Origin of the sequence: Acinetobacter sp. Tol 5 (assembly GCF_019702905.1) — a bacterium.
Lineage (GTDB): Bacteria > Pseudomonadota > Gammaproteobacteria > Pseudomonadales > Moraxellaceae > Acinetobacter > Acinetobacter bereziniae.
Genome location: NZ_AP024708.1, coordinates 2,510,153 through 2,534,855, shown reverse-complemented (window position 1 = coordinate 2,534,855; position 24,703 = coordinate 2,510,153). Strand labels below are relative to the sequence as shown.

Genomic DNA, 24,703 nt, shown 5'->3' with positions numbered 1-24,703 from the left:
AAATGATTATTAGTCCTCCTATTTTAAAACCTAATACGAATCAATCTGATGAAGATTGGATAAACTCGATAATGCCCGTAGAATCATCTGCAAATGAGTATCCAGTTCTGGATACTTTGGCTTGGCATGGTGGCTATCATCAAATAGCAAATGGTAATAATAATGTTGCCAGAGCCATCGCAGATGGAAAAGTGATTTATGCTAGAAAGGATACTGATCTGGTTGATTATGATGGGGCTAAATCAAATAAAGGCTGTGTTGTTATAGAACATGAAACTGAGATTGGGAACAATGTTAAAGTAAAATATTTTTCGATTTATATGCACCTAAGGCAGATTGAAGTTAGCCTAGATAAAGGAAGAAAAATATATCGGAAACAAAAAATTGGTTTAGTTGGGCAACACCAAAATGAAAATAAAATGCATTTTGAGATTGTTTGTGATCAATCCAATTTAGAAAAAATAATAGGGCGAAGCACTCCTGAATTAAATATAAGTTCTGATGGTCGCAAGGATGTAGTTTATGGAGATATACATTTTTATTTACCGTCAGGTACTAAATTTTACAAAGAAGCTAATGCAATAAATGAAGTTTATACGTCAAATATGGCTTTATTTATGTGTTTAAGTTTTAGAAATGGTAAAGCTTATACGCAAACTTATAAGGAGCTTGGAAATGGGATTTTTCAAAAACAAAGAACACAACCATTGTTGGTAAAGTACAAACTAACTGATAAGGATAAAAATGAACGTGAAGAGTATGAATATGATTTATATAAATATTCCAAAAATTTTGTGACAACTACTACATCTCATAGTGCAATTTTTGAATTATTTAGATTTGGTCGTATATTGGATATAGCAATTGAGCCAAGTAACGTATCGTCTATAGCACATTGGCATAGAATTCCTTTACCTGATAATAAAGAAGGTTATGTTAATTTAAATACATCAGCAATTAAAAAGTTTAGTGATGGTGACTTTCCTCATTGGGTTGGATGGCGTTTATTTAACGATGACCCTACTCCCGATAGCCAATGTAATTCGGAAAAATTAAAAAGTTGGCTTGATGATAATCATGATAGGATAAATACAAACGCTGAATTAAAATCAATGCTTGGAAATGGAGAAGTCAAAGCTCGACTTAGTAAGGCTATTTGTCAATTTCCTACGGAGTGGAGCGAGTCACTTGTAGATAGTCAATATAGTTGGGTAACTACAAAAAGTGCTGAAAACACAAATCCACTCACTCAAGATGATTTCATAAAGTTTAAGCAATATGTAAAAGCTTTAAGTTTTTGGGATCAGGTTCCTGAGTTACCAGCAAAAGATAAAGTTTGGCATTTTCATCCTAGAGAGTTTATTAAGCATTTTAGAAAATGTACTTTTTTATCAAATGAAGAGTTTGCTAGATGTATTCCTCGAAAAACACAATCCAAGGGTAATATTTCATTTAACGAAGCAATTAATAGAGTAAAAAAATATTACATCTTTTATAACCATTTTATTAATAAATACTCATGTGGGTCACATAAAAGATATGCACATAATTTAACTCAAACTTTTATTGAAATTGATTTGTTTCAAACCCTAACTGAATATGGTAAAGGGCGTGCTAATGTTTATGGGGCATTTTATGGTCGAGGCTTTCATCAATTAACTTGGGCTTTTCCAAATTATAGTGGGTATGGTAAATTTAAAGCACTTCCACTGCATAATGGAAATTATCATGATAGCAGAATAACCAAAACTTCTGTACATAAAAATGCTGATACTGGAGAAAGTGAAAAATGGTTTCCTAGATTTGACCCTAATATTATAGAAACTGATTTTAATCATGCATCTGAAGCTAGTGGATATTTTTGGGTGTCAAAAACATTTAGAGGTACTTCCAACATGAATCGAGTTGCAGATTGCGATTATGATGAAATATCTATTGGATTTAATTGTTGGCTATTAAATGGTGGTAGCAATGGTTATAAGGAAAGACAAGAATACGCCAAATATTTAAAAAATATATTATTAGATGATGAGCTAAAAACAGGTGAAGAAAATTATAAATATCCTGCCATGAGTGCTGAACTCAAACGTTGGCCTCTAAATACTTCTATAAAATTAACAATGAGTGGAAAAGTTAACTATGATTTTATTTAGATATTTATTATGCTTTTTATTATTATTTTCATTTGCAAACGCACATGCAGATGAAAATAAATGTTTTAAAAATATTAATATATATTTGACACATAAATTTGGTGATAACTTTAATGAAGATGAAAATATTTTAGTAAAAAGTACTAAAAATTCAAACCTAATATTTATTAAAGATAAAACAGCAAATAATTCACCAGAGCATTTTATTGTGGAAAAAAGAAGCAGTCTGTATTGTGAAATATTAGACGCTCCATTATCTTTTAGTATGAATTTTAGTGAAAAAAATAGAAAGTTACCAAATACAATAATTACAAAATCACTAGGTAATCCAAAAAAAATATTGGAATATAAATTAAATAGGAATGGTTATTATGAACTTGTAAAGTGTAAAGCAGAATTTGATAGTGAAAAAGCAAAAGAAATAAATTGCGACAATCTATATGATTAATATTTTTTCATAAAGTAGCATCTATTCAATGTAAAATTAGAATGTTTGCTAATGAATTTTTAATTTTCATTAAAACTTTATCAGGAGATCTCTATAGTGAAATTTTATGCTTGAAAATAATTTCATTACTCATGGAAAAAATACTTGGCTATGATAAATTTTTTAAAAAAAGATACAATGGTAGTAAATATTATAAAATTCTTATGATACGAAAATGAAAAAAGCGTATGACGTATTTAAAAATAACCCTGCTAAACTGCCATAGGATATTTATTAAATGAGAAAAACTACTGTTTGTCCTTTTAATAATAGCTTTTACTTCCATACAATTTAGCTTTGCTAATGTAAAGTACGTTCATGAAAAAGATAAAAGACAATGTTCATTTATAGACAATAATCAAAAAACTCTGTTAGCTGGAGTTGAGGAAAAAACATATTTTTTCTTTCCATGTAACAAAATTATATCAACTTATGATGTTAAATTTTCACAAGGAACTTATTTGATATCAGAATTATTGTTATCTGCCACTCCTCAAACTGATCAAAGATATATTAGAACCATTAAAAATATTAATAATAAATTTTATGATGATAAAAAACTTTCATATTTATTATCTACTTGTGTGCCATTAACTAAAAATAGTAATCAAAATTTAGTTAAATATCTTGTTAACAAAAAAATGTCTTGGAAAGAATATGCAATATTGATGATGGCTTTATATCAATTAATCAAAAGGTTTTTTATATGATAAATTAGGGAATGATTTTAAAATGAGAACGTCTTATTTAGTTAAAAATGATCGAGTTAAGGTTATTGATTATTCGTTTAAAAAAAATGAATTATGGCTTTTCATTAACTACAAAAACTCTGTGAAAAAATGGATTTCGAGTAAGTCTATAAATTTATAAAGCTTTTTTATATAGAAGTGATTTTAAAAATGTATCAACCATGTGAAAAAGCTTCTGCTCAATAATAAAGCCAAGACCAGACAAAGAGAAAATGAAATTAAAGCCAACTGCGACAAATAAACAAGTGGTATTAGATACGGCAAAAAGTTATTTTAGACATCCAAGCCGTTGTAATTGGATGGATGAAAGTGTTAAGCAATGGGCAAGACAAAATAAGGACAAAGTCAATCAGGCTAGTGATGGCACGCTGCAAAAAGGTTGGGATACGACCCGACAGGGTGCGTATAAAGGTGCTAAAGCGGCGCAAGAAAAAATTGATGAAGCAGCAGAATCGGTCCAAAAAGGTTTAGATATGATGAAGGGTGGAAAAAAATAATGCATATATTTCAAAAAAAACTAGCGTTATTTCTGCCCCTTTTACTGTGTATTAGTTGTAGTAATGGTCAGTCTACCACAAAGCAAGATACTGAAACAGAAGGTTTTATAAAGAAAATAAATCCACAACATCAGTTTAAGGTCCACGGCTGTGCGATTAATTATAATGGTACAGATTTATATATGAATTCAGCTGTTGAACCTTGGCTTAAAGCGTTAGGGAAAAACTATCGGGTTGTCGAAACTGTAGATCCAATTAATCGAATTAATATTTATATATATGATGATATCGGTGTTCGTTTAGTTGAACGGAAAAACGATAAAAAAATAGACAGCTTTAGATTTCGTTTAGAGCGCCCTATACATGATATCCGTAAAGAAACAGATGCAGAAATCGAAGAAGAGTTAAAAAAACCAGATACTGAGCAAGTTAGAAGTATATTTAAAGATGCCATCGAGGTGGATGGTGTACTCGTGGGTGCTTATCCAATGCATGATGAGATCAGGGATAAGTTTCGTGCAGAAACAGGGGTGAGTTATAACTTTACAGCGGACTGTAATGACAACCAACAAGGTAAATATTTTTATATTGAGTTAAGTACCAGTTTTAATGATCCTGAAGTGATTGATCATATATATTTTTATAATTATTTTGACATAATTAGTGATGAAGAAAAAGAAAGACAGCGGAAAGAGTTTTGTGAAGGTCCGGATAGAGATGATCCTATTATTGGGGGAGGATGTGAAAATTATCCTTTAAAAAAATAATGCATATATTTCAAAAAAAACTTGCGCTATTTCTACCTCTTTTACTGTGTATCAGTTGTAGTAATGGTCAGTCTACGACAAAGCAAGACACTGAAACAGAAGGTTTTATAAAGAAAATAAATCCACAACGTCAGTTTAAGGTTCATGGTTGTGCGATTAATTATAATGGTACGGATTTATATATGAGTTCAGGCGTTGATCCATGGCTTAAAGCATTAGGGAAAAATTATCGTAAAGTTGAAAGTGTAGATGGTGTCAATCGAATTAATATTTATATATATGATGATATCGGTGTTCGTTTGGTTGAAAGAATAGCGGATAAAAAAATCGATAGTTTTAGATTTCGTTTAGAGCGTCCTGCACATGATATTCGTAAAGAAACAGATGCAGAAATCGAAGAAGAGTTAAAAAAACCAGATACAAAACAAGTGAGAACGATATTTAGAGACGCGATTGAGGTGGATAGTGTACTCGTGGGTGCTTATCCAATGCATGATGAGGTCAGGGATAAGTTTCGTGCAGGAACAAGCGTGAGTTATAACTATACAGCGTACTGTAATGACAACCAAAAAGGCGAGTCTTTTGGCATTGAATTAAGTACAAGTTTTAATGAACCAGAAGTGATTGATCATATGTATTTTTATAATCATTTAGACATCATGACTGAAGAACAAAAGAAAAAGTTATACCGTAGAACGGATGAAAATGGACGAGAAATTTGTGATGAATATTTTGACATACCAAAAATGAAAATTGTTCCGAGATATTGTACGCAAGAAGAATTAGACGATGAAAAGAAACAACAGACAAAATAAAGGAAAAGAAGCCGCTATTTAAGGCGTTCACATTGGCATTTATATGGGTATGGTACGATAGAAAAAATCAGCGCTATGATTTCAAGATTTTACCTTTAACCATGATTGGTGGTTATCCAAAGAATTAGATTTCATGATTCAGTAACGGGTTTGTTTTAGCCACTATTGTCAAGCCTCAGTTCAAAATATTGATTTTTCTTAGGGCATAAAAAAACCAGTGCAAAGCACTGGTTTTTATTTGATACTTAATTTTGATTTTTCTTTGGATCTAAACTTGGATCTTTAATTTCAATATAAGTATTGGCACGCAACTCTCTTAACCAACTGTCATATTCTGATTCAAATTGGCGTTCCCCTAAAATTTGACGAGCCATACGTTTTTGATATTCAGAAGTCATATCTTGTTGACGTTTGCCAGTGACTTGCAGGATATGCCAACCAAATTGGGTTTCGAATGGCTTGCTGATTTCGTTGACTGTCGCACTTTGCATCATTTTATCAAATTCAGGAACCATCATGCCTGGGCTGACCCATCCTAAGCTACCACCATCACGTGCTGAACCGGGGTCATTCGAATATGTTGATGCAAGTGTTGCAAAATCTTCACCCGCTTTGAGACGGTTATAGATACTCTCAATCATTTGTTTAGCGTTTTCAGGGCTAACTACTTCGGAAGTTTTAATGAGAATATGACGAGTTTCAAACTGTGGAACAAGTGCTTTTTGCTCATTTGATTTCTTTTCAAGTAGTTTTAAAACATGAATACCATCTTTCGCTTGGACCAACTCAGTGGTTTGTCCTGGTTCAAGAGAGCTTACTCGGGCAGCAAGTTCAGTTGGGATTTCTGAAAGTGGACGAAAGCCCATGTCCGCACCATCTACTTTGATTTGAGCAGTGCTGAATTTTTTCTCTAAACTTTTTACATCATCTGTGCCTTTTAAATCAGTACGAACAGATTTGGCAACTGCCTCCAGTTCATCCGCAGGGGCATTACCTGATATACGCATATGTAGGACATGTGCTTGGCTTCCAACAGCAGCTTGACCTTCAGGTGATTTTAAAAAGTTTTCAACATCAAGATCGGTAATTTTAATACGAGACATGACTTGTTGTTGACTGAGACGCTGAATCAATAAATCTTCGGAAACACGATCACGTAATAATTCATATGTTCCGGGCGCAACGCTATCTAGCTTTTGTTGGAAAGCTTCTAAAGAATTAGAACCAGACTGCTGAGCGACTTTAAGAACAGCTTCATTTAAGCTTTTTTCATCAGCTTTTAAACCATATTTTTTCACTTGCTCAAGTTGTGCGTCATGGGTGATGAGCTGATTGAGCACTTGCTGTTGCAAAATAATTTGCGGCGGGAGTTCTTTTTTTTGTGCTTGGAACTTATGTGCAGCTTCAGCAACGCCTTGGTCTAAATCGCTTTTTAAAATTGCTGTAGAACCAACAATGGCAATGATTTGATCTTTAGGTGCTGCATAAACCGATAACGATGTAGAGATGAGTAAAGCTAAGGTTGATGCTTTAAATAGTTCTTTAAATTTTTGCGTCTTCATTAATGAGTCCAAGATTGATTAGCTTTATCAAAACCTAAAATACGATTTTGAAGTAATGAACTTAACTTGTTGTTCAAACCACCTAGTCCTTTGAGTGTGATTTCAGCCATAACTGCGCGTTTTGGCTTGGTATCTGGGAGAGAAACATCATCTAGATCATTGAAGTAAGAACGACCATAGACCGAAATTCCCCAACAACAAGATTCATAATTCACACCTAATAGATATTCGCGTGCAACATGGTTGTCAAGGTCATATTGAACATGACCCATAATACGCCAGTTATCTTTTACTGGTTGTATAAATGATGCAACTGCTTGATCGTATTCTCGTTGGCGATCAGGAAGGTTGTTTCTATAAAAATATCCAACGTTGTATAAATTTCCTTTTTCACCTGTGTAATACATTTGGAAGTCATGTTGTGCGCTATCGCCATTGGACATCCAAGCTGAATTGGTGCTTACAGTAAATTTTTGCGAAAGCTGACTCGAAATGCTGATCACAGGACCAGTGTGTTTTTCTTTATCCAACTCATCTGTATTGTTGAGTAAAGTAACTTTACGATCATCAAAATAATAACTTTGTCCAATACTGGCTCTTAAGCGTTCTAAACCAACCGTATCAAATAGACTATAACTTACCCCGAGTGACAAGAAGTTGTTATCTTCTAGGCGGTCATGACCGTAAAAACGGTAAGGGCTAAACAATTGATCATAACTGATTGATGCACTAGTCGAATCAAAGTTTGGATAACCCGTTTGATTTTTATACGGTGCATAAGCATAGAATGCGCGAGGAGTAATGGTTTGAAGGAACTTACCATCTTTTTCAAAGGTTAGCCCAGTGTCCAAAGTAAACTGAGGAACAACCACAGATTTATTTTTTGAATCTTGACTTTGGTTGTTGAGATTCAATTGATCCACTGTGGTTTGGTCATAGAATGTATTTAAACTACGGACAGAAACTTCTGGAATGACGAATGACCACGGATTACGGAAGTTATAACGTGTCGCAAACTGATTATACAAACGTGTACCGCTAGGTTGGTTGCTGTAATCAGCATCATTAATATCTTTTTTGAAATATGCAGTATCGTTGTTAAATTCGTATTCCCAGCCTTGATAATCGCCACCTACATAATTGAGTAGAAACTGCGGTAGACGAGCATAAGGTCTGTCTACATCTTTGACTGTTTTATCTAAGGTTTGGAAATCTTCAACTTTTAATTGAGCTTTTAAACCAGGAATACCGTGGTTGTAGTTGAGTTCCCAAGCGCGTCGTTGATTCAGTTCGGTACGCGAGTTTGGATTGCTGTCTAAGTCCGAAAAGAAGTCTTTATCAGACACATAGTTATATTCTAGATTGGTCGACCATTGTTTATCGATATTCCATCTATGTAGAAAATGTAAGTCCTTACGATCTTCATCATCGTAGCCACGATCTGAAGGCAAGTAACTCCCCCAAATACTACCCGCACCAAAATTCTCGGTTAAATAACGGAATTCGCCTTGAGCCATTAGACCACGGTCTGTAATGAGTCGAGGAGTGATGGTCGCATCATAATTCGGCGCTAAGTTTAAATAAACTGGAACCGCAAGTTCAAAGCCACCGTCGTTGGTAAACCCGAAGTTTGGACTAATGATCCCCGTGGTACGACGATCATCAATTGGGAAATTGAAGTAAGGAACAGCAAGTACAGGAACATCTTTTACATATAATTTGGTACCACGCGTTACACCGCGCCCAGTTTCTTGATCGAGCTCAATCTTATTGGCTTGGATTTTCCAAGTTGGTTTCTGGTCAGGTGGGCATGTACTATAACTGGCATTTTCTAGTACGATATTTGTTGGTGATGTTCTTTCAATTTTTGCTGCATGACCATGCGCATGTGTTATTTCAGCAATATAAAAACTATTGTTTAATTGCCCAGTTTCATCTTTTAGGTTGTAATCAATCTGATCGCTTTGCGCAATGATACCGCCTTGCGCCATTTGTACATTGCCTTTTGCTTTTGCAAAAGTTTGTGTTTTATCAATGGTTACTTCATCTGCGCGAATCATTCGCCCAGATTGATCAATCATGACATCTCCAGACAACACAGAGTCGCCATTTGGATTGTAGTAGGCTTGATCAGCAGTAATGACAGATGAAGCTTCTTGAGGGTCAACTGTTTTTGCCTGAGTGCTAAATGGAGTAACCCAAACCCCTTCACAGTAGCGATTACTTGCATTGTTTTCATCACGTACTTGGGCTTCAGGCGCGTTTTTGTCTACATAGTATTGTTCAAAAAAGTTTTGACCAGGGTAACTCTCTTTAATCGTAGCATTTAATTGCTTGTTATTCACTTTGGAGACAACTGCTTCAGAAACAGAGGTTGTCGATTCAGCATAGCTGGATACTGAACTTCCACAAAGAAGTGTCAAAATAGCAGTCGCTAAAGGATTAAATTTAAACTGATGCTTCATTTGTCTCATTAACCAAATATGCTAATCGCAATTAATTATTGTCGCATCATAGAGAAAAAGTTGATAAGTAGCTACACTTAGCACTTCAAAAATTCAGCCTGAATTAGATTAAATTGCAAATGAATACACAACGTGAACACTTGATACAAACATGGATAACATCTGTACTCAGTTCAGATCAATTTGAAATCAATTTTTTAGCAGGCGATGCGAGTTTCCGTCGTTATGCACGAATTACTTTGAATAATAAAACATTTATGCTGATGGATGCACCTCCTGAGAAGGAAGATTGTCGTCCTTTTGTTGCGATTGATGAATTCTTTGACTCAAATGGTGTCAGAGTTCCGCATATTGTTGCAAAAGATCTACAACAAGGTCTGTTATTGCTTGAAGATTTTGGTGATGTTCTGCTGTCTACACAATTAAATGAACAAACAGTAGACGCACATTATGCGCAAAGTTTTAAACAGTTGGTGCAATTGCAATCAATTGAAGGTAAAGCGCATCTACCCGCATATGCATATGAAAAGTTAATTTCAGAAATGGAGTTGTTAACGGACTGGTTATTGCCTGCTTTAAACATTCAAGTGAGTCAAGAAGAGCAAGCTTTAATCAAACGAACTTTTGCAATATTGGCAAATGCTGCTTTGGCACAGCCACAAGTGATCGTTCACCGAGACTTTCATAGTCGCAACTTGATGATTCTTGAAGGTGAAGTTGAACAGGGTATCATCGATTTTCAAGATGCTGTGATTGGTGCGGATACCTATGATTTGATTTCAATTACCCGTGATGCTTATGTGCAATGGAATCCTGAACGTGTGTATTCATGGTTTAAAATGTTCTATGCGCTTTTACCTGAATCAGCGAAACATGAGCGTAGTTTTGAGCAGTTTAAACAAGATGCCGATTTGATGGCAATTCAGCGTCATATCAAAATTTTAGGTATTTTTGTGCGTTTATTTGAGCGTGATGGAAAATCAGGTTATCTCAAAGATTTACCACGCGTAATGTGGTATTTACTGGAAGAGTCTAAACCGTATGCGGAATTGCAACCGTTTATGAACTTTATACATACAAGAGTTTTGCCTAAATTTGAAGACAAATATGGCAAATATGAGGTGGTTGCAGCATGAAAGCAATGATTTTAGCTGCAGGGTTAGGCAATAGAATGCGTCCTTTAACCTTATATAAGCCAAAACCTTTATTGGAGGTAGGAGGCAAAGCACTTATTGTTTGGCATATTGAAAAATTAAAAAAAATAGGTGTGACTGAAATTATCATTAACTCTGCATGGTTGGCAGATATTTTGATTGGTACATTAGGAGATGGTGCTCAGTTTGGTGTGACAATTCGCTGGACCAGAGAGGATGAGGGTTTGGAAACCGCAGGAGGCATTATCAATGCTTTGCCTTTGTTGGGCGACGAGCCTTTTATTTTAATCAATGGTGATGTTTGGACCACATTTGATTTCTCTGCCTTACTTGATGTGAAACTTGATAAAGATTTAGCACATTTGGTTTTTGTTACAAATCCTGAACAGCATCCTGAGGGTGATTTCACTTTGTTAAATGGTCGAGCTTATACTTTTGATCAAGAACAGCTTGGTGAAAATTTAACCTATAGTGGTGTCGCTATCATCAATCCTAAAATGTTTGATGGTTTGGAACATGGTAAACGATCATTGGCTCCATTGCTCAAACAAGGCATGTTGGATGGCAAGATTTCTGCAGAAAAGATGCAAGCGGCATGGGTTGATGTAGGGACTCCTGAGCGTTTAACCGCCTTAGATTTGCAAATTAGACAGGGTGTATATGCTTAACTGCATATTAACTCATCGTTAACTACTGTTCCACGGGCTAGAAATCGGTATACTTTCAGCTAATTTTTTAGAGATGTTATTCGATTATGCATCCATTTTTTCAAGAGTTAAAGCAAGGTAGCTTAAAGCTTGGCTTAGAACTGACTGATGAAGCTTTAGAATTGTTGTTGCGTTATCAAGATGCACTCGTCCTGTGGAACAAAGCATATAACTTAACCGCAATTCGTGATCCCAAAGAAATGTTGGTTAAACACTTGTTGGATAGTTTAAGTATTTTAAATGATTTACCTCAAGGTCGTTTGTTAGATATCGGAACAGGTGGCGGCATGCCTGGGATGATTATTGCATTGTGTCAGCCAGCGCGTCAGTGCGTGTTGCTTGATTCGAATGGTAAGAAAATTCGTTTTCTGAAACAGTTTATTGCAGATTTAAAATTAAAAAATGTTGTTGCGGTGCAGACGCGCGTAGAAAATGAAGACAGTATCAATGACCTTGGGCAGTTTGATGTGATTACCAGTCGTGCATTTGCTTCATTGACTGATTTTGTCGCTGCCTCAAAACCTTATATGCATGAGAAAAGCATTATTGCTTCAATGAAAGGATTAGTGCCTACAGAAGAAGTGGATGCACTGAAAGATCATTGGCAATGTGATATTGTAGAACTGCATGTGCCGCGACTGGATGAACAACGTCATTTACTTTTATTAAAACAGATCTAAAACAGACAAAGGATTGGGGTTACCATGGCTCAAATTATTGCTATCGCAAACCAAAAAGGTGGCGTCGGTAAAACCACAACAGCCGTAAATTTGGCTGCCTCTTTGGCAGTATTGAAAAAGCGTGTTTTATTGGTCGATATGGACTCTCAAGGCAATGCCACAATGGGGTCTGGAATTCAAAAAAATGATTTATTGTATTCAGTTACTGATGTGTTGCTGAGTGAAGTTCCAATTGAAACAGCGATTACTAAAGCTGAAGTCGGTTATAAAGTTTTAGGTTCAAATCGTGATTTGGCTGGTGTAGAGCTGGCAATTGCAGAACAAGAAGGGCGTGAATTTATTTTACGTAATGCTTTGCAACAGATTGAAAAAGACTTTGATTACATTATTGTCGATTGCGCTCCAAGTCTCAGTTTGATTACAGTAAATGCACTGGCTGCAGTTGATGCTGTCATTATTCCAATGCAATGTGAGTATTATGCACTGGAAGGTCTTGCAGATTTGACACAAACCATCGATAAAATTCAACAAGCGCTGAACCCTGAGTTGGAAATTATTGGGGTGCTTCGAACCATGTATGATGCACGTAATGCATTGACTCGTGATGTTTCTGCCGAACTTGAACAGTATTTTGGCAAAAAACTTTATGATACAGTGATCCCGCGTAATGTGCGTTTGGCTGAAGCGCCAGCACATGGTTTGCCGATTATTTATTTTGAGAAAAGCTCTAAAGGTGCAATTGCATATTTAAATTTAGCAGCTGAAATGTTGAAAAAGAGTAAAGTGAAAAAAGGAAATAAAGCATGACCGTTAAAAAAAGAGGCTTGGCTAAAGGTCGTGGCTTAGATGCATTATTAGGTTCAATCCAAAAAGAAAAATTACAGCTTGAAGTTCAAGCTTTGGATCATGGTCAGTTAAAACAGATTGATGTCAATCAATTAAAACGTGGTGCATATCAGCCGCGTCGCTTTATTGATGAGCAAGACCTGCAAGAGCTTGCAGCTTCGATTAAAAAACACGGTGTTATGCAGCCGATAGTGATTCGTCCAATTGAGAGTGCTGAAACACCTTACGAAATTATTGCGGGTGAGCGACGTTGGCGAGCTGCACAGTTAGCGGGTTTAACAGAAATCCCCGCAATTGTTCGTGATTTGACTGATCAAGTTGCGATTGCATTGGCATTGATCGAAAACATTCAACGTCAAGATCTTAATCCTGTAGATCAAGCTTTGGCTTTACAGCGTTTCCATGATGAATTTGGTCTAAGCCATCAAGAAATTGCGGATACAGTAGGTAAGGCACGTACAACCGTGAGTAATTTATTACGCCTATTAAGTCTCGATGATGAAATTAAAAATCTGATGCAACAAGGCTTATTGGATATGGGGCATGCGCGTGCCATATTGACCTTGAAAGCCAAAGATCAATTACAAATTGCCAAAATGGTAATTGATCGCAACTTATCAGTTCGTCAAACTGAACAGCTGGTACGTGATTGGAATACGCCTAAACAGGAAAAATCTAAAGACCCACTTGCACCTGATGTGCAACAATTGACGCAAAAGCTTTCGGAACGTTTCAGCGCCAGTGTAAAATTAGATTATAACAAGCAAGGCAAAGGGAAGTTGGTCATCAGTTATAACTCGCTTGATGAGTTGGATGGTATTTTAAATATCTGTTTAGCAGAACAATAATTTTTTCATGATTGATTAATTTGGGGAACTAAAGATGTGGGAACTTGTTAAAGCCGGCGGTTGGTTAATGCTGCCATTGGTTTTATGTTCGATTTTTACAGTTGCAATTTCGATCGAGAGATTTATACGACTAAAACGATCTTTAGTTCTGCCTAAATCATTGATGCTGTATAAAGGACGAGATATTGATGAGGTTCTAGATGTTTTGGAACAGGATCAATCTGCGCGCCAATCAGCATTGGGGTATATTTTTAAAGATGCCGTGGATGCTTATTCGCAAGGTGAAGAATACGCGCGCGCGCAAATGGAAGTTACAGCTTCACGTGAAATCGGATATTTAGAAAAAAACATCAATTTCTTGGGGACTTTAAGTGCTGTTGCACCTTTGTTGGGTTTGTTAGGTACAGTAATTGGGATTATCGAGTCATTTTTAGTGATTGATTTGGGTTCAACTGCAAATCCAACCATGATGATTCCAGGTATATCAAAAGCGTTGATCACAACAGCCGCTGGGATGTTGATCGCAATTCCTGCTCTATTTGCTTATCGTTATTTTCAGCGTTTGGTGCAGGAATATGTGGCTGAATTAGAGCAACAATCAACATTATTTCATGCAGCATTATTTTTTCAAAAACACCTTGAAAGTCCACAACGAAAAGCAGGTTAAGGCTGAGCTGGAGGTGTTTTATGAAATTTAAACGAAGAACGGTTGAAGATATTCATATCAACCTTACCCCATTGATCGATTGTTTGTTGTTTATCTTGGTGATTTTGTTATTGACTACCACGTTTAATCAACAGAGTCGTATCAATCTGTCCTTACCTGATGCGCAAGGTGTTCTGCCAAAAGAATACAAAAACAAGATTGAAGTCATGGTAGACTCGACAGGTCATTATGCGGTAAACGGTCAGGCACTTTCCAGTAAAGAGTCTGCTGATTTAAGTACTGCGATCAAACAGGCAGCCAATGATAAACGTGATTTAATGTTTGTCATTGCCGCTGATGCGAAAGCCACTCATCAAGATGTTATTCGAGTAATGGATGTCGCAGGACAACTGGGTTTCGTCAATATCAATATCAGTACTAAAGTTCCATCTCGAGGTTATTAATTCGTGAATCAAGATTTTAAGGTTTATATTCGCCTATTGGCATATTTGAAGCCATATTGGGGGGCAGCCTTACTCGTTATTGTCGGATTTGGAATAAATGCAGCCACTGAAGTCTCAGTTGCTAAGTTACTCAAATATATTATTGATGCGATTCAAAGCGGTAGCCGTAGTGATCTCGATTGGTTTCCTGCATTAATTATTTTGCTTATTTTCTTTCGCGGTTTAGGTTTATTCATGGGTGGGTATTTCACCGCTGTGATTTCCAGAAGTTTGGTGTTTAGTATACGCCAAGAAATTTATGCCAAACTGCTCAAACTGCCTGCACAATATTATCTTGATAACTCATCAGGTCATATTACTGCAAAGATTATGTATAACGTTGAGCAGTTAACGGCAGCTTCATCAGAATCACTGAAAACATTGGTTCGAGACGGTACGATTACACTCGGTTTATTGGGCTATTTACTTTATACCAATTGGCGTTTAACACTGTGTATTTTTATCTTTATGCCGATTATTGGTCTGCTGGTACGTAAAGCATCTAAGCGTATGCGTAAACTATCGATTCAAGTGCAAAATACCATGGGTGATGTTAACCATATTGTGCACGAAACAGTAAGCGGTAATGCTGTTGTTAAAAGCTTTGCTGGTGAGGATAGTGAACAAGCTCGTTTTTACAAGTCATCCCAAGAGAATTTAAGACGCGGCTTGAAAATGGTCGTGGTGCAGAATTTAAATAGCCCACTTGTGCAATTGGTGATGTCGTTTGCATTGGGGATTATTATTTGGTTGGCATTACGTCCGCAAATTTTGGGTGATACTTCAGCGGGCGAGTTTGTCGCTTATATCACTGCAGCAGGTTTGTTGGCAAAACCAATTAAAAACTTAACAGATATCAATGAGAAATTACAGCGAGGTATGGCTGCTGCATATTCAGTGTTTGAAGTTTTAGATTTACCACAAGAAGAAAACACGGGTACAAAGACTCCTGAGCTACAAGGCAATATTAAATTTGAGCATGTCGATTTAACTTATAAAAATAATGTCAAAGCAATTGATAATTTATCATTAGATATACAATCAGGACAAACTGTCGCACTGGTTGGTCGTTCTGGGGCTGGAAAATCATCACTTGTTAATATGTTGGTGCGTTTCCAAGAAAAAAGCGCAGGTGAAATCTATTTAGATGATTTACCGATTTGTGATATTGAATTGACATGTTTACGTTCGCAAGTTGCGATGGTCAACCAACAAGTGGTTTTGTTTGATCGAACTGTTCGTGAAAATATTGCCTATGGTCAGTTGGAAGCAGCCACAGAAGAGCAAGTGATTGCTGCTGCAAAAGCGGCTTATGCACATGATTTTATCATGGCATTGCCAAAAGGCTATGATACGCCATTGGGTGCGCAGGGGCTTAGCCTATCAGGTGGGCAACGTCAACGAATTGCGATTGCACGTGCACTTCTTAAGAATGCGCCTATTCTTATTCTGGATGAAGCGACCAGTGCTTTAGACAATGAATCTGAGCATTTCATTCAGAAAGCCTTTGATGAAGCAATTTTAGATAAAAATCGAACAACGATTGTAATTGCGCACCGTCTTTCGACTATTGAAAATGCAGATAAGATTGTGGTTATGGATAAAGGGCGTATTATAGAACAAGGTAGCCATGCTGAATTGTTGGCAAAACACGGCGCTTACTATCAGTTACATGAACGCAATTTTGAGGAATAACGGATGTCTCTCGCGCAAATCATTCAAGATGCTTGGAATAAACAATCCAAGTGGTTGATTGTACTGCGTCCGTTGTCATGGCTATATCAATCTGGTTTTGTTCTCAATAAACAGTTGTATCAATTTGGACTCAAAGAAACGTATAAAGCTCCAGTCCCGGTGATGATCATTGGAAACATCACTGTAGGTGGAAGTGGGAAAACTCCACTTTTGATTCAGTTGGTCAAATATTTACAACTTAATCAGGTTCGTGTTGGTGTAATTAGTCGTGGTTATGGGGGTAAGGGTCCATTTCCTGCACTGGTAACATTAGATTCCTTACCTGAAGTGGTCGGTGATGAGCCTTGTTTGATTGTGCAATCGACTGATGTGCCTATGGTGGTTGGCGCAAATCGCCGTGCAAGCATTGAGCTCTTGCTTCAGCGTTATGATTTGGATTTGATTATTAGTGATGATGGTTTGCAGCATTGGGCATTGCAACGACAGATTGAATGGATTGTTTTAGATAATAATCGAGGCTTAGGGAATAAAAAAATGCTTCCCGAAGGTTATCTGCGAGAACCAATCAGTCGTTTAAAGCAAAGTACAGTGATTGAGCATGCGCAACAGCCGCATTCACCATTAAACATGCATTTAGAGGTTGCCGAACCTTATCTGTTAAATCCTTTTTTTGATCAAGCTGAAGCTTTTGACCCTACGCTCGATTATTATGCGGTGGTGGGTATTGGGTTCCCACAGCGATTCTACAATACTCTGGAAAGTATTGGTGTGAGCCAATTTCAATGTCATGAGTTCCCAGACCATCATGATTATGAAATTGATGATTTACAATTTGAAGATGCAAATCCAATGATTACGACTGAAAAAGATGCGGTGAAATTACTGGCTTTATTAAAAGATCATCCTGAATTTAATCGCGAAATTTGGGTGGTTCCTGTCGGTGCAGTACTCTCAGAAGAATGTTATTTGCTCCTTAATCAACAACTCTCTCAGCTTGGTATTGATCTAATACAAGGTTAATTTGATGAAACATATTGTTATTCCTGCACGTTTTTCGAGTACACGTTTACCTGGAAAGCCACTTTTAGAAATTCATGGTCGTGCAATGATTCTGCGTGTCGTTGATCAAGCAAAAAAAGTTCAGGGGTTTGATGATCTGTGTGTAGCAACAGATGATCCACGTATTGCCGAGATTTGTCGTCAGGAGGGTGTGGATGTGGTGATTACAGATCCTAATCATCCATCGGGTACTGATCGTCTGAGTGAGGTTGCTCGAATCAAAGGTTGGGATGCAGATGATATCATTGTCAATGTGCAAGGCGATGAACCTTTACTCCCTGCACCATTGGTCATTCAAGTCGCAACACTGCTTGCCGAAAATCCACAATGTTCAATGTCAACACTATGCGAACCCATTCATCAGCTTGAAGAGTTCCAGCGTGAAAGTATTGTTAAAGTGGTCATGTCAAAGTTTAACGAAGCGCTTTATTTCAGTCGTTCACCGATTCCGTATGAACGTAAAACTGAACAACTGAATGATCAAACATTACATCAATCTGCATATCGACATTTAGGTTTGTATGCGTATCGGGTGAAATTGTTACAAGAATATGTGACTTGGGATATGGGCACTTTGGAGCGTTTAGAGAGCCTTGAACAATTACGTGTTTTAGAGAATGGACATCGTATTGCCATAGATATTGCACAAGTCAATTTACCGCCAGGTGTGGATACACAAGCAGATTTAGATCGTTTAAATGCCTTAGATGTTTCTGTTTTTAAATAATTTATATTTAAGCTATTTATTTTTAGGTCTTTAATTTATGGATGCATCAAGTTCTCAGGTTTACCCTTGGCAACAACAAACATGGGATACACTGACTACACGTTTTCCCAAATTAGGACACGGTCTGCTATTTTATGGTAAAAAGGGCTGTGGCAAAGATGCTTTTGCACAGCATTTTTTGTCATGGGTTTTATGTTTAAATAAGACACCACAAGGTGCTTGTGGTGAGTGTAGCAGTTGTCAGTGGTTAAAATCGGATACCCATCCTAATTATGTCAATATCACGACCGATGAAGAGAATAAGAAACAAAACGCGAAAATTAAGATCGAGAAGATCCGTGATTTACTACCATTTGTGCAACAGACAGTAGATGGTTGGCGCGTTATTGTGATTGAACCCGCTGAAGCATTAAATATTGCTTCAGCAAATGCATTATTAAAAACACTCGAAGAGCCTGGTGAACGGGTTTTGATTATTTTGTTGGCGGATCATTATCTAAAGCTTCCAGCAACAATTCGTAGTCGATTACAGCATTTTGCGATGGATCGAATTACTCCTATACAAACAGAGCAGTATTTACAGCAACAACTTCCTGTAGAAAAACATGCTCAAATTCAGTTGTTGATGAACTTATCTAACAATATGCCTTTACAAGCACAGTCCCTTGCAGAATTGGATTGGCTGAATCGGCGTGGGGAATTTTTGCAAGATTGGTTCAAACTGGTCAGTCAAAAAAGCATGCCAATGCAGTTTGCTTCAAAATGGAATAAAGAACTGAGTTTTTATGATCTGATTCAAATGTTTGAATACTTGTTGTCGGATATAATTTGTGTCAAGCTGAATCAAGTTGTCAAAAATTCAGATTTAGTGTTTTCAGAGATTGCGACACAATATGATTTACAAACACTGTTCTCGATTTATGAAAACTTACAACAAGCGAAACTCAAAGTTGATCAAAATGTACAAACAAATCTAATTATTGATCAACTCACCATTCAGTTAATGAATGTGACATAAAATTTGAATATTTAAGGGGAATAATCATGCAACCACGTATGGGCGGTTTGATTCAAGTGAACATCGCTGATCGAGCAACTTTGCAGGCAAGCTATATGCCATATATTTTAGGTGGTGGTTTGTTTGTACCTTCAAAAACCCCAGTCAAAATGGGTGATGAAGTTTTTGTACTTGCGGGCTTACCGGATCAATCACAAAAAATTCCTTTAACGGGTAAGGTGATTTGGATCACGCAAAAACAAAATGGTATGAAGCCTCAAGGTTTTGCAATTCAGTTAACTGGTGAAAAAGGCGTCTATTACAAAATGGAAGCAGAAAAACTACTCGCCGGGAGTATGTCTTTGGATCGTCCAAGCTTTACAATGTAAGCCAATTTAGAATATTTAGGAAAGCCTGTGTTTGTTGATACGCATTGTCATTTAACCATGTTAAATCTTGAACCTTATGCAGGCGATTTGGATCTAGCATTACAGCAGGCACGGGATGCAGGGGTCTCTAAATTTATGGGGATTTCTGTTGATTTAGATGACCATATTGTGCTTGCTGATATCGCCGCACGTCATGCCGATGTTGGTTATAGTGTTGGGGTGCATCCTTGTGAAGATCCAGAGATGATGCAGCGCGCAACTGTAGAAAAACTTGTAGAACTTTCACAAACTGAAAAAGTTTGGGCACTGGGTGAAACAGGGTTAGATTACTTTCACAGCACCGAATTTATAGAAGAACAAAAACAATGTTTCGCACGACATATCCATGCATCGCAAATCGTCAACAAACCCGTAGTGGTACATACCCGTTCTGCAAAGCATGAAACTGTCGATATTATACGCGCTGAAAAGTCAACGCATGGTATTTTGCACTGTTTTACTGAGGACTGGGAAACTGCTAAAGCTGTTTTGGATTGTGGCTATTACATTTCATTTTCTGGGATTGTATCCTTTAAAAATGCACAGGATTTAAGAGATGTGGCTAAACAAGTACCACTTGATCGTGTTCTAATTGAAACAGATAGTCCTTATTTAGCGCCGATGCCTTATAGAGGAAAGTCTAACGAACCTAAATACGTTCCCTATGTAGCCAAAGCCTTAAGTGATGTATATGATAAAACACTTGAGGAGATGGCTTTCATTACCACACAAAATTTTGAAAATCTTCTTCGACAAAAGTAAAGCGCCACTGATTGATAAAATCATGACTAGAAGTGCGTCAATTTATTAACGGATAGAATTAACAAGAGAGTTTATCGGGTGAAGATGGATCGACAGGCTCAATTTAGAGCAAGAGAAGCTTTAATTTTTCAGGTTGCTGAACAATTGCTTTTAGAAAACGGTGAAGCGGGGATGACATTAGATGCACTCGCTGCGGAACTAGATCTAGCGAAGGGAACACTTTATAAACATTTTCAGAGTAAAGATGAACTTTACATGCTGCTGATTATTCGTAATGAACGCATGTTATTAGAGATGGTGCGAGACACTGAAAAAGCTTTTCCTGAGCATTTGGCTTTTTTTATGCTGCACCATTTACATCATCCTGAAAGAGCGGTGTTATTTCATCAAATTGAAGAACGTTTATCGACTACAGGACAAGGGATTTATCACTTGTTTAATGAGCTTTATCAGGTTCGCAAACAACGCCTTCGTCTGATTATTCGGATGACGGAAAGTTATTTGGAGTCCATACATAGTTTGATGTCAGTACGTGATTATTTGGCTTCGATTTGGTCAATAACACATGGCGGTGCTGCAATACTGAATTCAAGTTTTTATCAACGTTATTTGGGTTGTCGAGATACTTTGCGTGTGGCTTTGATTGATCAAGCATTAGCGATTCCCAAACACCCACAAGCTTCAGAACAAGTGGCTTAACGGTTATGAAGCGTATGCCTACATCTCTCAACAATAAAGGTTTTACCTTGATTGAGGTGATGGTTGTCATTGTGATTATCAGCATTATCGCTTCATTGATTGTTTTAAATATTGACGGTGTTGATCAGCGTAAGGCGATGCAAGCACGTGAGATGCTATTGCTTGATTTAAAGCAAATCAATCGTGAAGCCAATGATCAATCCCGTATTTATGCTTTGGATTTTCATGCTGCAACCGATGTCGCTACCGCACAATATGGATTGGTCGAATATATTCCCATGCAGCAAGATCCAGTACAGCGTGTACGTGTGATTGATAACAAACCTTGGAAAGATGTTACAGATTTTACCCGCCGAAATTTGCCAGATCAGGTTTCATTTTCAATTCAGCCTCAAGAGCATCAGTTTCGAGATGCCAATAATGCGGATTTACTGGGAAATAATGCACCTAAATTGATTTGGTTTGGCAATGGAGAAGCAAAACCTGTCATGATTCAAATGTATTATCAACAAAAACCTGTAGGTGGTGTGATTCGCGTAGACTATTTAGGTAAAGTCGATGAAGAAAAATAAAGGCTTTACCCTTATCGAAGTGGTCGTGGCATTGGCGATCTTTGCTGTTGCAGCAATAGCTTTGACTAAAGTTGCGATGCAATATACCCAATCTACAGCCAATGCCATTTTACGGACCAAAGCACAATTTGTTGCACAAAATGAAATTTCAATGATGATGATTAACCGAGAGTGGTTAACTGGAACAGCTTCAAAACAGATCACGGCTCAAGGTGAAACATGGCAAGTGGATAAAAAAGCAGAGTCTACACTGAGTCCTGATGTGCAAAAAATCGATGTGCAGGTCAGTTTATTTAATACTGATACAGGTAAAGTGGAAGCAGGAATCACCAATATGGTGTTTTATAATTATCCAATCAAAGAAAAATAGTCATGAACGTCGTCCAAAATAAAAACAATAATACTGTCAAAATGCAGAAGAGATCAGGTTTTACTTTGATTGAGTTACTTGTCGCAATTGCTATTTTTGCGGTGCTTTCTGCCTTGGGTTGGAAGATATTTGATTATTTGATTAAGGTCAAAGATCGTAATGTGATGCACGAAGAGAATTTAGGGCAACTCCAAGGTGCATATCAACAAATTCAGCGTGATACATTGCAAATCGTGCCAATTTCAGCCCGAAGTGGTGAACAAGTTGAACCTGCATTGCGCTTAGATCGACAAAAACTATCATTTAGTAAAGCTGGTGTTACAGATCCTTTAAAGCAAGGTCTCTCACCTTATGAGCGAATAGAATACGGTTATGACCAGCAAGAGAAGAAACTATATCGATTAAAGTATTCCAATCTGAATAGAAATAGCTCGGAACAACCATTGTCGAGTGTCATGCTGACGGATGTAGATGCCTATCAAATTGAAATACTCAATCCAAATGAGTCAGATCGTTGGCCAAATGACTTAACTAAAAATGATAGCCAATTACCGCGTGGAATTAAAATGAAAATCACGATTCATGAAGTAGAATATGAGTGGATTTTTAGTTTATTGAATACTGATTTTTTGATAAAGAATAATCAAAATGGATAAATCATTTATACAATTCAAACCACAGCAAGGGATTGCCTTAATTACTATTTTAGTAATGGTGGCTTTGGCAACTATTATTGCTGCATCAATTGCAAAACATCAAAGCTATACCAATGAAAGCACAGGCTTTTTAAAACGTCAAAGCCAAGCCTTGTTCTATGCCAAAAGTGCAGAAGCTTTTTATTCTGAGATATTGGTTCAGGATAGTGAGAATGGGAAAGAGGCTGACTACCTTCAAGAAACATGGGCAAAACCCATGCCAGCCTTTCCAGTGGAAGATGGTTATGTCTCAGGTGTTTTGGAAGATGAATCGGGTAAATTCAATCTCAATAGTTTATTAAACACTGAAGCTAAGCCGAATGAGGCAGCACAGAAATATTTCTCTAAATTGTTGGTGCGTGTTGGTTTACCCGCGGATAACGTTCAGGCGGTTATTGATTGGCAAGATCCTGATAATGAAACGATCGGCGCAATGGGAGCAGAAACAAGCTACTATCAAGGTCTCCCTAAACCTTATTCTGCTGCAAATCGTAAATTTGCCAGTATTGAAGAGTTAAAGTTGGTGCGTGGTTTTGAAGGTACCAAATATGATTTGATTGCGCCTTACATATCAGCTTTACCAGACATCAATACGCGAATTAATGTCAATACAGCACCTGCCATGGTTTTGGCAGCAATCAATGAAAAATTAGATGTCAATAGCATACAAACTGCATTAAATGCACGCCAAGAAAAACTTGAGTATTTTGCCAATGTGGGTGATTTGATGAAAATATCACCCTTTGATAGTTTGGATGCAACGGAAAAAACAGAAGCAGACAAAATTTTTGGCGTGAGATCGAATTATTTTAAAGCAAAAATCGAAGTCTTATTAAGCAACCGTAAGCGTCAATTTACCAGTCATTTGTTACGAAATGATCAGTCGCAAGTGTTTGTATACTCACGAAGTTTGGCACCTTTTTAATTAAAAGATTAAAAGAATTATCTGTAAGTTTATTATTCTAAAAGGATTTTTAAGGTTGTAAAAAGGTTGGTTGAGATATTTTATTGAATTGGATAAGCTCAATCCAAGCCAAAAAAGGGGATTATCCTTTTAGCTAATTGTAATGAACGAGAAAATTAATGCTCAGGGTTCGAGTTTTGCTTTATAATCGAGTTTCTTAACCGCTTTGTTTATAAAATTTGGCTCATGTTAATTCGTAAGTTATTTAAGTTTGAAAATGCACATATTGTGCGTAATTGCACATCAGATCGTTGTAAGCGATCTATACATGGGCATAGCTATAAAGTTGAGTTATTACTGAAAGCTTCAAAACTTGATCATGGTCAAATGGTATATGATTTTGGATTGCTGAAAGGAATAATCAAAGAAATTTTTGATAGCTTTGATCATGCGATTTGTTTTTGGCAAGAAGATAGTCCTGAGTATATTCAAGCGTGTAAAACATTTAGTGCGCGTTGGGTGGCATTACCTGTTTCACCTTCAGCTGAGCAGTTTTCACGTGTATTTTTCTTTCTTGCGCAACAGGTTCTAAAATCAACCATTACCCAGAATGGTGAAGGTGATGTTGAGGTTTATTCTGTTATCGTGCATGAAACAGATACAGGATATGCGCAAAGCTTTCAGGAAGATATTGAAAACACACAAATGGGACTGCTAAGTTTGGATAAAATTATTTTTTCTGAACAAGTTCAAGTTGAGTGGACAGACCCTGAAATGTATGAAAAATTGAAACAAGGTGTTCAATTTCAAAACCCTGAAGTGGATTTACAGGTTAAAATATAAATTGCGGTTTCAATCAAGAAATCCATTGAGATATAGATACGTTTTTAGGAAATTAAAATTTAGGATGAAAGTT

General features: G+C 36.8%; 27 protein-coding genes. 25 read left to right on the top strand and 2 right to left on the bottom strand.

Annotated elements, in window-relative coordinates:
• Nucleotides 1–2 precede the first annotated feature (2 nt).
• From TOL5_RS11925 to TOL5_RS11900, 6 genes are all read left to right on the top strand, one after another.
• Complete coding sequence (locus TOL5_RS11925) at nucleotides 3–2,153, top strand: M23 family metallopeptidase (RefSeq protein WP_198114598.1); 2,151 nt, start codon at nucleotides 3–5, stop codon at nucleotides 2,151–2,153.
• Nucleotides 2,140–2,601 carry a hypothetical protein gene (locus TOL5_RS11920; RefSeq protein WP_198114597.1) on the top strand — a complete coding sequence of 154 codons (462 nt, stop codon included), beginning with the start codon at nucleotides 2,140–2,142 and terminating at the stop codon, nucleotides 2,599–2,601. The genes TOL5_RS11925 and TOL5_RS11920 overlap by 14 nt, the downstream gene beginning before the upstream one ends.
• A 500-nt stretch (nucleotides 2,602–3,101) precedes the next feature.
• Nucleotides 3,102–3,350 carry a hypothetical protein gene (locus TOL5_RS11915; RefSeq protein ID WP_198114596.1) on the top strand — a complete coding sequence of 83 codons (249 nt, stop codon included), beginning with the start codon at nucleotides 3,102–3,104 and terminating at the stop codon, nucleotides 3,348–3,350.
• A 251-nt stretch (nucleotides 3,351–3,601) separates the two neighbouring features.
• Nucleotides 3,602–3,886 (top strand): hypothetical protein, encoded by a 285-nt coding sequence (locus tag TOL5_RS11910; RefSeq protein ID WP_227560634.1) that lies wholly within the window; start codon nucleotides 3,602–3,604, stop codon nucleotides 3,884–3,886.
• Nucleotides 3,886–4,653, top strand: coding sequence for a hypothetical protein (locus TOL5_RS11905; protein WP_198114595.1), 768 nt, complete (start codon nucleotides 3,886–3,888; stop codon nucleotides 4,651–4,653). The genes TOL5_RS11910 and TOL5_RS11905 overlap by 1 nt, the downstream gene beginning before the upstream one ends.
• The gene (locus TOL5_RS11900) at nucleotides 4,653–5,468 is read left to right on the top strand and encodes a hypothetical protein (protein ID WP_198114594.1); all 816 of its coding nucleotides are present in this window, start codon (nucleotides 4,653–4,655) and stop codon (nucleotides 5,466–5,468) included. The genes TOL5_RS11905 and TOL5_RS11900 overlap by 1 nt, the downstream gene beginning before the upstream one ends.
• Before the next feature lie 245 nt (nucleotides 5,469–5,713).
• On the opposite strand, the gene TOL5_RS11895 is transcribed toward TOL5_RS11900, so the two are convergent.
• Nucleotides 5,714–7,030, bottom strand: coding sequence for a peptidylprolyl isomerase (locus TOL5_RS11895; protein ID WP_009586658.1), 1,317 nt, complete (start codon nucleotides 7,028–7,030; stop codon nucleotides 5,714–5,716).
• On the bottom strand, nucleotides 7,030–9,495 hold the full coding sequence (locus tag TOL5_RS11890) for an LPS-assembly protein LptD (protein ID WP_151780773.1): 2,466 nt from the start codon (nucleotides 9,493–9,495) through the stop codon (nucleotides 7,030–7,032). The genes TOL5_RS11895 and TOL5_RS11890 overlap by 1 nt, the downstream gene beginning before the upstream one ends.
• A gap of 119 nt (nucleotides 9,496–9,614) precedes the next feature.
• Between TOL5_RS11890 and TOL5_RS11885 the strand changes: the two genes are divergently transcribed.
• From TOL5_RS11885 to TOL5_RS11795, 19 genes are all read left to right on the top strand, one after another.
• Nucleotides 9,615–10,631 carry an aminoglycoside phosphotransferase family protein gene (locus TOL5_RS11885; protein ID WP_009586646.1) on the top strand — a complete coding sequence of 339 codons (1,017 nt, stop codon included), beginning with the start codon at nucleotides 9,615–9,617 and terminating at the stop codon, nucleotides 10,629–10,631.
• On the top strand, nucleotides 10,628–11,317 hold the full coding sequence (gene murU / locus TOL5_RS11880; RefSeq protein WP_151780772.1) for an N-acetylmuramate alpha-1-phosphate uridylyltransferase MurU: 690 nt from the start codon (nucleotides 10,628–10,630) through the stop codon (nucleotides 11,315–11,317). Before TOL5_RS11885 ends, murU begins: the two co-directional genes overlap by 4 nt.
• 86 nt (nucleotides 11,318–11,403) lie before the next feature.
• On the top strand, nucleotides 11,404–12,036 hold the full coding sequence (gene rsmG, locus TOL5_RS11875; protein ID WP_004831002.1) for a 16S rRNA (guanine(527)-N(7))-methyltransferase RsmG: 633 nt from the start codon (nucleotides 11,404–11,406) through the stop codon (nucleotides 12,034–12,036).
• A 24-nt stretch (nucleotides 12,037–12,060) separates the two neighbouring features.
• The gene (locus TOL5_RS11870) at nucleotides 12,061–12,843 is read left to right on the top strand and encodes a ParA family protein (protein ID WP_004831001.1); all 783 of its coding nucleotides are present in this window, start codon (nucleotides 12,061–12,063) and stop codon (nucleotides 12,841–12,843) included.
• The gene (locus TOL5_RS11865) at nucleotides 12,840–13,730 is read left to right on the top strand and encodes a ParB/RepB/Spo0J family partition protein (protein ID WP_004831000.1); all 891 of its coding nucleotides are present in this window, start codon (nucleotides 12,840–12,842) and stop codon (nucleotides 13,728–13,730) included. The genes TOL5_RS11870 and TOL5_RS11865 overlap by 4 nt, the downstream gene beginning before the upstream one ends.
• Before the next feature lie 34 nt (nucleotides 13,731–13,764).
• Nucleotides 13,765–14,397, top strand: coding sequence for a MotA/TolQ/ExbB proton channel family protein (locus TOL5_RS11860; protein WP_151780771.1), 633 nt, complete (start codon nucleotides 13,765–13,767; stop codon nucleotides 14,395–14,397).
• 20 nt (nucleotides 14,398–14,417) lie between these two features.
• Nucleotides 14,418–14,840, top strand: a complete 423-nt coding sequence (locus tag TOL5_RS11855; protein ID WP_151780770.1) for an ExbD/TolR family protein — start codon at nucleotides 14,418–14,420, stop codon at nucleotides 14,838–14,840.
• A gap of 3 nt (nucleotides 14,841–14,843) precedes the next feature.
• On the top strand, nucleotides 14,844–16,574 hold the full coding sequence (msbA, locus tag TOL5_RS11850; RefSeq protein ID WP_004830996.1) for a lipid A export permease/ATP-binding protein MsbA: 1,731 nt from the start codon (nucleotides 14,844–14,846) through the stop codon (nucleotides 16,572–16,574).
• A 3-nt stretch (nucleotides 16,575–16,577) separates the two neighbouring features.
• Nucleotides 16,578–17,594, top strand: a complete 1,017-nt coding sequence (gene lpxK, locus TOL5_RS11845; RefSeq protein WP_121775061.1) for a tetraacyldisaccharide 4'-kinase — start codon at nucleotides 16,578–16,580, stop codon at nucleotides 17,592–17,594.
• Nucleotides 17,595–17,598: 4 nt separating this feature from the next.
• Complete coding sequence (gene kdsB / locus TOL5_RS11840) at nucleotides 17,599–18,360, top strand: 3-deoxy-manno-octulosonate cytidylyltransferase (protein ID WP_121775060.1); 762 nt, start codon at nucleotides 17,599–17,601, stop codon at nucleotides 18,358–18,360.
• A 37-nt stretch (nucleotides 18,361–18,397) separates the two neighbouring features.
• Complete coding sequence (locus TOL5_RS11835; protein ID WP_151780769.1) at nucleotides 18,398–19,378, top strand: DNA polymerase III subunit delta'; 981 nt, start codon at nucleotides 18,398–18,400, stop codon at nucleotides 19,376–19,378.
• 26 nt (nucleotides 19,379–19,404) lie between these two features.
• A complete protein-coding gene (locus TOL5_RS11830) occupies nucleotides 19,405–19,746 on the top strand; it encodes a PilZ domain-containing protein (RefSeq protein ID WP_004830992.1) in 342 nt (113 codons plus the stop codon).
• 27 nt (nucleotides 19,747–19,773) lie between these two features.
• Nucleotides 19,774–20,547, top strand: coding sequence for a TatD family hydrolase (locus tag TOL5_RS11825; protein WP_049044701.1), 774 nt, complete (start codon nucleotides 19,774–19,776; stop codon nucleotides 20,545–20,547).
• Nucleotides 20,548–20,631: 84 nt separating this feature from the next.
• On the top strand, nucleotides 20,632–21,246 hold the full coding sequence (locus TOL5_RS11820; RefSeq protein ID WP_004830990.1) for a TetR/AcrR family transcriptional regulator: 615 nt from the start codon (nucleotides 20,632–20,634) through the stop codon (nucleotides 21,244–21,246).
• A 5-nt stretch (nucleotides 21,247–21,251) separates the two neighbouring features.
• Nucleotides 21,252–21,818, top strand: a complete 567-nt coding sequence (locus TOL5_RS11815; RefSeq protein ID WP_009586651.1) for a prepilin-type N-terminal cleavage/methylation domain-containing protein — start codon at nucleotides 21,252–21,254, stop codon at nucleotides 21,816–21,818.
• Entirely contained in the window at nucleotides 21,805–22,188 is a 384-nt protein-coding gene (gspI, locus tag TOL5_RS11810) for a type II secretion system minor pseudopilin GspI (RefSeq protein WP_009586653.1), read from the top strand. The genes TOL5_RS11815 and gspI overlap by 14 nt, the downstream gene beginning before the upstream one ends.
• Nucleotides 22,189–22,190: 2 nt before the next feature.
• Nucleotides 22,191–22,844 (top strand): type II secretion system minor pseudopilin GspJ, encoded by a 654-nt coding sequence (gspJ, locus tag TOL5_RS11805; RefSeq protein WP_005029252.1) that lies wholly within the window; start codon nucleotides 22,191–22,193, stop codon nucleotides 22,842–22,844.
• A complete protein-coding gene (gene gspK, locus TOL5_RS11800; RefSeq protein WP_004830985.1) occupies nucleotides 22,837–23,808 on the top strand; it encodes a type II secretion system minor pseudopilin GspK in 972 nt (323 codons plus the stop codon). Before gspJ ends, gspK begins: the two co-directional genes overlap by 8 nt.
• Before the next feature lie 225 nt (nucleotides 23,809–24,033).
• Nucleotides 24,034–24,630, top strand: a complete 597-nt coding sequence (locus tag TOL5_RS11795) for a 6-pyruvoyl trahydropterin synthase family protein (RefSeq protein WP_005029250.1) — start codon at nucleotides 24,034–24,036, stop codon at nucleotides 24,628–24,630.
• Nucleotides 24,631–24,703 lie beyond the last annotated feature (73 nt).